This is a genomic window from Aquisalimonas sp., from assembly GCF_007120195.1.
Classification (GTDB): Bacteria; Pseudomonadota; Gammaproteobacteria; order Nitrococcales; family Aquisalimonadaceae; genus Aquisalimonas.
In genome coordinates, this window is the sequence record NZ_SKOG01000233.1 from 1 (window position 1) to 10,885 (window position 10,885).

The window sequence follows — 10,885 nt, forward strand, 5'->3', positions numbered from 1 at the left end:
AGGCCGTCCGGCCCGAAGGGTGGCCGCAGGGATGCGGCCACCGAGCGCCAGCACATGGATGTGCTGTCCCTCGGCCAGGCCGGAGGGACGGATCCGGGCGGAGCTCCGGAGCCCACACCGAGCCTCCTCCGACAACAAACGACCCCGCCGTAAGCCTCCTGGTCATGCGAGAGACAACGTCAAACCAACGGCGCCGCCAAGGCGCGCACCACGGGGGCGATTCCCCCCCCCCCCCTCATTCCTGCTGGCGGGGTTTGCGCTGGCGTACCCGGTGCGGCTGGATCTCCGCGGTTTTTACACGGTTCTCCTGGGTCTGCACGATGGTGACCGGAAAGCCGTTGATAAGCAGGCTGGTGCCGGGTTCGGGGATGGATTGCAGGTGCTCGAGGATCAGCCCGTTTAGCGTCTTGGGCCCGTTCGTCGGCAGTTCCCAGTCGAGCGCGCGGTTGAGCTCGCGGACGCTGATATTACCCTGGGCCAGATAGCCCCCGGATTCCAGCGGGCGCAGATAGCGGGAGTGGGCGGCCGGGTCTGTGGTAAATTCGCCAACGATCTCCTCGAGGATGTCCTCCAGGGCCACCAGCCCCATGATGTCGCCGTACTCGTCCACCACCATGCCGATGCGCCGGCGCTGGCGCTGGAAGTTCACCAGCTGGGTGTGCAATTGGGTTCCCTCGGGAATGAAATAAGGCGCTTCCACGAGATCGAGCAGCTGTTGCCTGTCCAGGCGCCGCTCCGTGAGGTCCGCGACCAATCGGCGCAGGTGGAGGATGCCGTGGATGTCGTCGATGCTCTGGCGGAACACCGGCAGGCGGGTGTGCTGGCTGTTGTTGAGTTGGGCGACGATGTCCTCCCAGTCATCCGTGATGTCGATGCCCATGATTTCGTTGCGCGGGACCATGATGTCCTCCACCGTCGCCTTCTCCAGGTCGAGGATGTTGAGCAGCATTTTCTGGTGGCGCCGCGGGATCAGCGAGCCCGCTTCGTTAACCACAGTGCGCAGCTCCTCCTGGCTGAGGCTGCCGGTCCCGGTATTGCGCGGGTCCACCCCGACAAGGCGCAGCAGGCCATTGGCCACGGCGTTGACTGCCCACACCAGGGGGTAGAGGACGCGCAGCAGCAGGGTCAGCGGCCAGGAGGCCGGGAAGGCGATGCGCTCCGGGTGCAGCGCTGCCAGTGTCTTGGGGGCGACCTCGGCGAAGATCAGGATGACCAGCGTCAGGAGCAGGGAGGCCGCGCCGATCGCGCCTTCGCCGTAGAGCCGTAAGGCGATGATCGTGGCCAGGGAGGCGGCCAGAATATTGACGAAATTGTTGCCCAGCAGGATGACGCCGAGCACCCGGTCCGGGCGCTCCAGCAGGCGCGTTGCCACACGCGCCGAGCGCCAGCCGGTGCGCGCCAGATGGCGCAGGCGATAGCGGTTGAGGCTCATCAGCGCGGTCTCGGAGCTGGAGAAGAACGCCGAGAGCACGATGAGCAGGGCGAGTATGCCGAACAGCGTACCCAGGGGAAGGTCGCTCACGGGTGACGCCTCGCGGTATGCTGCAATGGAGTCATGATGGGATCAGCCGCGGCCCAGGATGAGTTCCAGCACGAATTTGGTGCCGAAATACGCGATCAACAATGTCGCGAAGCCGCCCAGGGTCCAGCGGATCGCCGTGGGACCCCGCCAACCGTAGTGCCAGCGGCCGAAGAGCAGGGTGGCAAACAGCAGCCAGGCCGCGATGGAGAACGCGGTCTTGTGAACGAGGTGCTGGCTGAAAATGTCCTGCAGATACGCTGCCCCGGACGCCAGGGCCAGAGTGAGCAGGATGAAGCCCAGCCACAGGATCTGAAACAGGAGCTGTTCCATTTCCCGAAGCGGTGGCAGGGCGCGCACGATACCGCCCGGCTGGCGGTGACGCAGGCGGTGGTCCTGCCAGGCCAGCACCAGTGACTGCACCACGGCGATGCTGAGCACACTGAATGCCAGCACTGAGCTGATGACGTGGACCTCCAGCCCCGCGGGGAAACGGGTGATCGTGGCGGCGTCGCTACCGAGCGCCTGGTTGGTGATCTGCAGCAGCGCCGCGACCGGCAGAATGAAGACCATCAGGTTCTCCACCGGGCGGCGCAACGCGCCCAGCAGGACGATGAGCACCATGAGCGCGGCAACCAGCGATGCGGCGTTGAAAAAGCCGAGGTCGAGCCCATGGGCGGCACCCATCGTCTGCCACAGGGCGAAGGCATGGACGATAACGCCGAGCCAGCCGGCGGCAAGCAGCAGATGGCGCCACGGTACACGCTCCGGCCCGGAGACATGGCGCCACGCAAAGCCGGCGCCGGCCAGCAGGTAGAGGGCGGCGGAAAGCAGGGTTGGAATGATCTGATCCATCATGCAGTGCTGGAAACCCGTGGCAGGGATGGTGCCGGATACGGCGCCCTGCAGAGGAGAGGATCATCGCATAGATCCGTACTCCGGCAAAGGCGAGCGCCGGGGCGGGTGCGCTCGCATGGAGGGGTGCACGGGCATGGCACGCAGCGCAGGTTCAGTGGCCTTGGTGTCTGTGGCGAGATTGATTGGCGAGCGGCCAGGCGTTACCTTGCTCTATCCCCAGGGTGCGTATGTCCCACGGATGACAGCGAGGCGAGAGGCCACGGCATGTTTCAGAATCTGAGCGAGCGCCTGGATGGCGTGATGAAGCGCCTGCGCGGGCAGGGGCGGCTCACCGAGGAGAATGTCCAGGACAGCCTGCGCGAAGTGCGTATGGCGCTTCTGGAAGCAGACGTCGCGCTCCCTGTCGTGCGCGATTTCATTCGCGACGTCAAGGAGCGTGCGCTGGGCGAGGAGGTCAAGCGCAGCCTGACGCCTGGTCAGGCCTTCGTCAAAATCGTCAAGGACGAGCTGGTGCGGGTGATGGGCGAGGCGAACGACAGCCTCGATCTCAGCGTGCGCCCCCCGGCGGTGGTGATGGTCGCTGGCCTGCAGGGCGCGGGTAAGACCACCAGTGTTGCCAAGCTGGCGCTGTACCTGCGCGAGCGCGAAAAGAAAAAGGTCTTGCTCGTCAGTTGCGACGTGTATCGGCCAGCCGCCATTGATCAGCTGCAGACCCTGGCGGCGGAAGTGAAAGTGGACTTCTTCCCGTCGAATACCCGCCAGAGGCCCATCGACATCGGCCGCGCCGCGGTGGCCCACGCGCGCAAGCAGTTCCACGATGTGGTCCTGGTGGACACCGCCGGCCGATTGCATGTGGACGAGGGCATGATGGCCGAGGTGGGCGAGCTCCATCGGGCCGTCGAGCCGGTGGAGACGCTGTTCGTGGTGGACAGCATGACCGGCCAGGACGCCGTGAATACGGCCAAGGCATTCAACGACGCCCTGCCGCTCACCGGCGTGATCCTGACCAAGACCGATGGTGATGCCCGCGGCGGCGCGGCGCTGTCCCTTCGGCACATCACCGGCAAGCCCATCAAGTTTCTGGGCACGGGCGAGAAGACCAAGGCACTGGAGCCGTTCCACCCGGACCGGGTCGCTTCCCGAATCCTGGGCATGGGCGACATGCTGAGCCTGGTGGAAGAGGTGGAGCAGGGTGTCGACAAGGCCCAGGCCGACAAGCTGGCGAATAAGCTGAAGAAGGGCAAGGGTTTCGACCTTGAGGACTTTCGCGATCAGATGGCCCAGCTCGGCAAGATGGGTGGGATCGGCAGCCTCATGGAGAAGATTCCGGGCATGGGCGGCATGGCGGATAAGGTCAAGGGGCAGGTCGATGACAAGGACGTGCGCCGTCTGGTGGCCATCATCAATTCCATGACACCTGCCGAACGCCGCCGCCCGGACATTATCAGCGGCTCCCGCAAGCGCCGTATCGCCAACGGCTCCGGCACCCAGGTCCAGGACGTCAATAAGCTGCTCAAGCAGTTCAAGCAGATGCAGAAGATGATGAAACAGATGAAGAAAAAGGGCGGCATGCAGCGAATGATGCGCCAATTGGGCGGCGGCGGGATGCCCCCGGGCGGAGGCTTCCCGATGCAGTAGTGGAGCAAGCCGCGGAGGTGCGCCGCGGCTAGTGTTCCTCCCCCGGCCCCAGCACCCTCCTGCGCAGATAGCGAATTCCCAGAAAGGCGCTGACCAGCACGAAGGGCACCATTGCCCCCATGACCAGATCCACGTTGAACTCCACACCCACACTGTGGACGCCGTGGAGCATGTAGTAGATCAGCCCGGAGCCGTAATAGCTCATGACCAGAACCGACAGACCTTCCACCGTTTGCTGCAGGCGCAGCTGCAGGTCCGTGCGGCGGTTCATGGAAGCGAGCAAGTCCCGGTTCTGGGCTTCCAGCGCAATGTCCACGCGCGTGCGCAGCAAATCTGCGGCGCGGGCGATGCGTCGGGCCAGCGCCTCCTGGCGGTAGGCGACGGATTCGCAGGTGCGCATGGCCGGGCGGAACCGTCGCACCATAAACTCGCCGATGGTCTGGAATTCGGGGATGCGTTCCTCGCGCAGGTTTTCGATGCGCCGGTGGACCAGCCCATCATAGGCCTGCGAGGCGCTGAGGCGGAAACTGTTGCCGGCTGTGTTGCGTTCAAGATCCGCCGACAGCGCGGAGATCTCCTTTAGCAGCGTCTGCTCGTTCTCCAGGCTGTCGCTGCGGGTGATGCGCTGCGTGATCCCTTCCAGGCCTTGTTCCAGTTCGGTGAGCAGCGTCGTGGTCCCTTTGGCCATGGGGAAGCCCAGCATCGCCATCAGCCGGTAGGTCTCGATCTCCAGCAGGCGTTGGATCAAGCGGCCTGCGCGGTGCGGCCCCAATCCCTGATCCTGGACCAGAATGCGGCCATAGCCGTCGCCGTGAAGCCGGAAATCCGTATAGGTCCGGGCAGCGCCGTCGGCCACCTCACTGCCGGCGACGTTTTCCGTTGCAAAGATTTCGGTGATGGCGTGCACCGGTCGAACAGGTGCGCCCTGACCCTCCAGTGTGAGATGGACAGCGACGATCAGCTCGCCGGGCAGGGTGCGCAGCCATTGTTGCGGGACCGCCGCCACTGCCGGTTCGGCGAACGGCGCTGTCGACTCGGGCGGTCCACCGCGCACGAAAAACGTGTAGGTGGAGAACTCCGTGTGCCGTTCCCAGCGCAAGCGGCAGGACCCCAGGTCCACGCTGTGGTGGGTGGCATCAGAGGCCGGGGCTGGCTTCTCCAAGGCTTCGCAGAGGGCGCGAACCCGCTGCCGATCCGCCGTGCCGTCGTCGCTCAGCATGGCCAGGTGCGTGGCACGCAGCGGTGTGTGGAGACTTTCGAATGGCCGGGAGTGGACCTCTGCGGCGATTTGCTGTCGCTGGTCGTGTTCGCGGAAGTGGACGATGGTCCCCGCGACGGTGTCATCGTTCATTGGTTTTTCCCGATTATTGTGCCCCAGTACGGTCATGGTCCGACAGTGAGCCGGCAACAGCAAGGGCTGGCCGGCAAGGCTGGAAGTTCAGCCCTCGAAGGCGCTGACCGCGCCTGAATAGAGCAGGCGTAGTGCCAGGAGCGTGAGGATTGCGGTGAGAATGCCGTGGAAACGCCGGTCGCTGAGGCGCTCCAGGGTCGCCCGCCCGAGTAGCGTGCCCAAAAGACCCATGGCCAGCATGGCGAGCAGAAATGGCAGATAAGGGCCGAAGGCGAAGCCGAGCAGGCCGAAAACGCCGATTTTCAAGCCGTGCTGGATTAACATACAGGTCGAGAACGTACCGACGTGGACCCGGCGCTCCAGCGCCATGGCGCGCAGGAAGGCGGCGACGAACGGCCCGGTTGCGCCGACGAACAGGGTTAGCAGGCTGGTCACCGCGCCGCCCAGTGCAACCCGAACGCGAGAGCCATGGTGTAGCGCGGGCATCGGGCCCCAACAGGACCACAGGATGAAGACACCCAGGCCCAGCTCCATCCAGGCCTGGGGCAGGCGAACCAGCAACTGCGATCCGGCCAGGGCGCCCACCAGCCCCCCCGCGGTGAATGCGAGCACCACGGGCCAGTGGATATACCGCCAGGTGAGAGCGGCACGACCGGCATTGGAGCCCGCCTGAATGACCCCATGCAGGGGAATGACCGCTGTGACCGGCAAGAACAGGGTCATAAGCCCCATGAGCAGCACGCCCCCGCCGGCGCCGAAGGCGGCGGTGATAAACGAGGTCATCAGGCTGCTCAGCAGCAGTAGCGCCGTCGCCCAGCCGGACAGTGCCGCCGGCGTCAGTTGTGTCCAAAGCTCCGCAAACACCCTCCACTCCCGCGGCGGACCGTGCCCGTAGGGTACCCGAGTTCGCCAGTATGGGCCGTTCGCCTGGTTCCGAGCCCGGTCGGGCGGTGCTTGTTCCGCCCTGTCCGTGCGCATAGACTCGCGGGTCATGAGCACCGGAAACCCGTTTGATCCCGCTAATTTCACCCGCCGTGTCCCGGAGGGCGATGATCGCCGGCGACTGGTCTGTGACGATTGCGGCTTCATCCAGTACGAAAACCCAAAGATTGTCGTCGGCGCCGTGGCCTACTGGGAGGATCGAATTCTCCTGTGCCGGCGTGCCATCGAGCCCCGGGTGGGCTACTGGACACTCCCTGCCGGCTATCTGGAGCTGGGCGAGGATGTGGAGGTCGGCGCACGGCGCGAGGCCTGGGAAGAGGCGCGGGCGGAGCTGCAGATCGAACAGCTCCTGGCCGTCTACACGATCCAGCGCATCAGCCAGGTTCAGCTCATTTACCGCGCCCGGCTGAGGTCGCCACAGGTGGCGGCCGGGCCGGAGTCGCAGGCGGTGGCGCTGTTCCGCCGTGACGAGATCCCTCGCGACGAGCTGGCCTTCCCCACGGTGCATTGGGCGCTGGCGCATTTCGAGGCGACACACGGCCGGGCGGGGTTTGCGCCGTTGCGCAATCCCGAGGGGGGATCCGGGAGTCTCCTCGGTGGTCTGTAATTCCTTGCCACCCATGCCATCAGGGTGGCGCAGACAGCGATCCACTCAAGGAGATACACCTCAAGGAGGGCGGGATGCACTGTTCCCAATGCGGGGCGCGTAATAGCCGTGATGCGCGGTTCTGCGATGCGTGTGGCAGGCCGATGGATCCGCAGGAGCGCCGTCTGGTGGCCGAGGAGATGGGCCGTGTTGCCGATGGACCGGCGGGTATGGCGGGCTACGGTGGGTTCTGGCGGCGTGTCGGCGCCGCGCTTCTGGACGGACTGATCTTGTTCCTACCACTATCGGTGCTGCAGATGCTGCTTGCCCCCGGCACCCTGGAGCCGAGTGTGCAGGGGCAGCCTGATATGGCGCATCAGTGGACCTGGTGGGACGGGGTCGCCATGCTTGCCGCCTGGTTGTACTGGGCGGGCATGCATAGCTCGCCGTATCAGGCGACGCTGGGCAAGATGGCGCTGGGGATGAAGGTAACGGACCTGGAGGGTGGGCGTATTTCCTTTGCCCGGGCCACGGGACGGCATCTCGCCGAGTTTCTCTCGGCCATTTTGCTGATGATCGGCTACCTGATGGTGGCCTTTACCAGGCGCAAGCAGGGGTTGCACGACATCATCGCGGGGACGCTGGTGGTGCGCTCTCCCTAATGCTGGTTCGGCGGAATCGCTGACGGGGCTTCCGCTGCCGGGCCGGCGTGCAGGCGCCAACCGCGTTCGCTGGCCGGCCCGGCGCTCTCCCCGTTGGATACACCGCTGTGGGGTGGTATGACGTTGCGCAATGAGTCCGTCCCGATCGATGAGTTGCCGGCGCTGGAGGAGGCGTCGCTGACACCCGTCTCGCGACGGTTTGCTCCGTACCGGGTGTTCAGTACGCTGGCGTTCTGGGTCCCGCTGGCGTTAATCGTTGGTTTGGCGCCGTTGGGCGCGGATGTGTCGATGCTCCTCCGTGCAGCGCTCGGGGTGCTGGTGCTGGCGGCAGGGGTCGGCTCGGCGACGCTGGCCTGGGTGGAGGCGCGGCGGCGAGCGTTCGGCCTGCGCCAAGAGGATCTGATCCATGTCAGCGGGCTGCTGGTGCGCCGGACCACCGTGTTGCCGGTGTGCCGTATCCAGCACGTGGAGACCGCCACCGGTCCACTTGAGCGGGCTTTCGGGCTGATGCGACTGACCTGTTTTACGGCCGGCGGCAGCAGCGCCGACCTGGTGCTGGCGGGACTGCGGCCGCAGACGGCGGAGCAGGTGCGCCAGTATCTACTCCAACGCGTCCGTGAGCGGGATGCATCGGCTCCTCCCCCGGAAGCGGACGCGCCGAGTTGAGTGGCGCGGTGGATCAAGGTTGGCAGCGGCTGTCGCCCTGGTCGATGGTGTTCCTGTTTGTCCGCGGGGTGGTGCGCTTCGCCCGTGAGAATATCCCCGTGCTCGTGGGGGCCGGCGCCGGGGTGGCGGTGATCGAGCGTATCGGTCTCACCGAAGTGATTATGGCCGTCTCCGCGCTGTTGCTCCTGGGTGTGCTGCTGAGTGTTGTCTATTACCGGCGCTTCCGGTTTCGACTCGACGGCGATGTGCTGCTCGTGCAAAAGGGGCTTTTGGAGCGCACGGAGCTGAAGGTCTCCGCCGGCCGGGTGCAGCACATCAGCCTGGAGCAGCCGGTCTACATGCGACCCTTCGGGGTGGTCCGATTCAGTGCCGATACGCCTGGCGGGGTCACGGCGGAGTTCGAACTCCCGGGCATTCGCCGCTCCCAGGCGGAGTCACTGCGCCAGGCCCTGAGCACCAGGGCCACCCCTGCGCCGGCCGATGACGGCATGGACGCGGCCGGGGAGGCGCCGCCGGCGCCGGAGACACTGTTTCGCATCGGCCCCCGCGGGTTGACCCTGCACGGCCTGGCGAGCAATTCGATCTATGTGATCGCTGCGTTTCTCGCTCCCGTGCTGCAACCGCTGGAGCGGCTGGGTCGGCGCCACCTGCAGGATCTCGACGAGGTGGCCTGGGTGCAGGTGTTCGTCGAAGCGCCTTGGCTCGCGGGTGGTTTGTTCCTGCTGGCGCTGGTGGTGGTGCTCATGGGCATTGCGGTGGTCGTGGCCTGGTTGCGCTTCTTCGGGTTCACGCTGGTGCGCGATGGTGAGCGCTTTGTGCAGTACAGTGGCCTGTTCAATCGCCAGGAGCAGGTGCTCTCGGCGCGAAAGCTGCAGTCCATAGAATGGGTGCAGACCGCCCTTGGGCGCGTGCTGCGTCGGGGTTATCTGGTCTGTCGCCAGTACGGTGGGTTACCCCGGGCTGCCGATCACGCCGGGCACAGCTTTCTTATTCCGGGGCTGAGCTTGGTCGAAGGGCCGGAGCTTGCCCGCGCCTTCTGGCCTGCACTGGATCTGCGTGGTACCTACCATCGGGTGCATCCCTACTACCGGCGGGCGGTGGCACTGCGCTTTGCCGTGGTGCTGCTGGGCCTGGTGGGCGCGATTGCCGCGATAACGGCACAACCCTGGTGGCTGCTGGCGGTGGGTGTGGTATTGCCGCTGGCCTGGGGGCTCGGCCATCTGCGCTGGCTGGCCGTGGGCTGGCGGACGGACGGCGACTATGCGTTCGTGCGCACGGGCCTGATCGGGCGGCGTACCGCGGCTTTCCCGCGGGGGAACGCCCAGACCGTGCAGGTCCAGCAGAGCTGGTTCCAGAAGCGCCGCGGGCTTGCGACGTTGCGCGTGAATCTGGCGAGCGGGCCCGAGCGCATCCCCTGGATTCCTCTGGATCAGGCCCTGGCGCTGGCTAATGATACGCTGTTCCGCGTCGAAGCCCCGGCAGCCGCGGCCGCCGGCAAGCGCGAGCATCCGTTGGGATCCGCCTGACCGGCCCATGCATGAACCGCCGAGAGCCTGATATGCCCGTCTCCCCACGCTATACCCCGGATCCCCGCCATGATCGCCTCGGTGCCGCGTTCTACGATGCGGTCGAGCCGGCCGTGTTTCCCGAGCACATGCTGCGCTACCGCAATCAGCGCTGGGCGCAGCGCGTTGGCCTGGAGACACTCACCGATGACGAGTGGTGCGAGCATTTCGGTCGTTTCGTGCCATTGCCTGAGAACCTGCCGACGCCGTTGGCGCTGCGTTATCACGGCCATCAATTCCAGACCTACAACCCCGAGCTCGGTGACGGGCGGGGGTTTCTGTTTGCTCAGCTCCGCGACGCGGAGGATGACCGGCTGCTGGATCTGGCAACCAAGGGCTCCGGTCGCACCCCGTGGTCACGCGGTGCCGACGGTCGGTTGACCCTCAAGGGCGGCGTGCGCGAAGTCCTGGCCACCGAAATGCTGGAGGCGCTGGGGTGCTACACCTCGAAGAGCCTGAGCCTGATCGAGACGGGGGAGGCGCTGCTGCGCCATGACGAGCCGTCACCAACGCGCGCGTCGGTGCTGGTGCGCCTTAGCCACAGCCATATCCGCATCGGCACCTTTCAGCGCCTGGAACTGTTGGGTGAGCACCAGGCGCTGCGGCGTCTGGTGGACCACACCATCGAGCATTACTGGCCGGAAGCGGCGGCGGACGCCGATCCGGTGGCCGGCCTGCTGTCGTGTGTCGTTCGTGCTGTCGCCGAGATGACCGCGGAGTGGTGGACGGCTGGATTTGTGCACGGTGTGCTCAATTCCGACAATGTGGTGCTCACCGGTGAAAGCTTCGACTACGGCCCCTGGCGGTTTCTGCTGCACCTCGATCCCTCCTTCACCGCGGCCTATTTCGATCACATGGGCCTGTTCGCCTTCGGCCGTCAGCCCAGCGCCATGATCTGGAACCTGCAGCAGCTGGCCCGCGCCCTGGGCCCACTGGGCCAAGCGGCCTCACTGCAACGGCGCGTGGGCGAGTTCGAAGGGTGGTTCGATCGTGCGGTGGTCACGCGGACCTTTGCCCGGCTCGGTCTGCAGCCCCCTTCGGACGCGGGCGGGGCGCGCGCGCTGGCTGCACGGTTCTACGAGGCGATGGAGGACAGCC

At 65.9% G+C, this 10,885-nt stretch carries 10 protein-coding genes; 6 read left to right on the forward strand and 4 right to left on the reverse strand.

The genetic code is table 11. The features are described from left to right. Positions 1 to 235: 235 nt before the first annotated feature. Positions 236 to 1,522, reverse strand: coding sequence for an HlyC/CorC family transporter (locus QZT63_RS16510; protein ID WP_290652607.1), 1,287 nt, complete (start codon positions 1,520 to 1,522; stop codon positions 236 to 238). A gap of 42 nt (positions 1,523 to 1,564) precedes the next feature. After that, positions 1,565 to 2,377, reverse strand: a complete 813-nt coding sequence (ccsA, locus tag QZT63_RS16515) for a cytochrome c biogenesis protein CcsA (RefSeq protein ID WP_290652609.1) — start codon at positions 2,375 to 2,377, stop codon at positions 1,565 to 1,567. Positions 2,378 to 2,641: 264 nt separating this feature from the next. On the opposite strand from ccsA, the gene ffh reads away from it, so the two are divergent. After that, positions 2,642 to 4,015: a signal recognition particle protein gene (ffh, locus tag QZT63_RS16520; protein ID WP_290652611.1), complete on the forward strand. Its 1,374-nt coding sequence runs from the start codon at positions 2,642 to 2,644 to the stop codon at positions 4,013 to 4,015. Positions 4,016 to 4,043: 28 nt separating this feature from the next. Here the strand turns inward: ffh and QZT63_RS16525 are convergent, their stop codons facing one another. Further along, positions 4,044 to 5,366, reverse strand: coding sequence for a DUF3422 family protein (locus tag QZT63_RS16525; RefSeq protein WP_290652613.1), 1,323 nt, complete (start codon positions 5,364 to 5,366; stop codon positions 4,044 to 4,046). An 87-nt stretch (positions 5,367 to 5,453) separates the two neighbouring features. Beyond that, entirely contained in the window at positions 5,454 to 6,230 is a 777-nt protein-coding gene (locus QZT63_RS16530; protein ID WP_290652615.1) for a sulfite exporter TauE/SafE family protein, read from the reverse strand. A 127-nt stretch (positions 6,231 to 6,357) separates the two neighbouring features. On the opposite strand from QZT63_RS16530, the gene QZT63_RS16535 reads away from it, so the two are divergent. The 5 genes from QZT63_RS16535 to QZT63_RS16555 form a co-directional block, all read left to right on the forward strand. After that, positions 6,358 to 6,915, forward strand: coding sequence for an NUDIX hydrolase (locus QZT63_RS16535; RefSeq protein ID WP_290652617.1), 558 nt, complete (start codon positions 6,358 to 6,360; stop codon positions 6,913 to 6,915). Between the two features lie 74 nt (positions 6,916 to 6,989). Next, positions 6,990 to 7,556, forward strand: coding sequence for an RDD family protein (locus QZT63_RS16540; RefSeq protein ID WP_290652619.1), 567 nt, complete (start codon positions 6,990 to 6,992; stop codon positions 7,554 to 7,556). 117 nt (positions 7,557 to 7,673) lie between these two features. After that, entirely contained in the window at positions 7,674 to 8,222 is a 549-nt protein-coding gene (locus QZT63_RS16545; RefSeq protein WP_290652621.1) for a PH domain-containing protein, read from the forward strand. An 8-nt stretch (positions 8,223 to 8,230) separates the two neighbouring features. Next, positions 8,231 to 9,748 (forward strand): PH domain-containing protein, encoded by a 1,518-nt coding sequence (locus tag QZT63_RS16550; RefSeq protein WP_290652623.1) that lies wholly within the window; start codon positions 8,231 to 8,233, stop codon positions 9,746 to 9,748. A 32-nt stretch (positions 9,749 to 9,780) separates the two neighbouring features. Continuing rightward, positions 9,781 to 10,885 (forward strand): protein adenylyltransferase SelO family protein (locus tag QZT63_RS16555; RefSeq protein ID WP_290652625.1); only part of this gene is annotated, 1,105 nt, incomplete at its 3' end.

Bases quoted from the DNA above. Each gene is read 5' to 3' on its own strand.
- QZT63_RS16535 (WP_290652617.1), top strand. From the start codon at position 6,358: ATGAGCACCGGAAACCCGTTTGATCCCGCTAATTTCACCCGCCGTGTC.
- QZT63_RS16545 (WP_290652621.1), top strand. From the start codon at position 7,674: ATGACGTTGCGCAATGAGTCCGTCCCGATCGATGAGTTGCCGGCGCTG.
- QZT63_RS16540 (WP_290652619.1), top strand. From the start codon at position 6,990: ATGCACTGTTCCCAATGCGGGGCGCGTAATAGCCGTGATGCGCGGTTC.
- ffh (WP_290652611.1), top strand. From the start codon at position 2,642: ATGTTTCAGAATCTGAGCGAGCGCCTGGATGGCGTGATGAAGCGCCTG.
- ccsA (WP_290652609.1), bottom strand. From the start codon at position 2,377: ATGATGGATCAGATCATTCCAACCCTGCTTTCCGCCGCCCTCTACCTG.
- QZT63_RS16525 (WP_290652613.1), bottom strand. From the start codon at position 5,366: ATGAACGATGACACCGTCGCGGGGACCATCGTCCACTTCCGCGAACAC.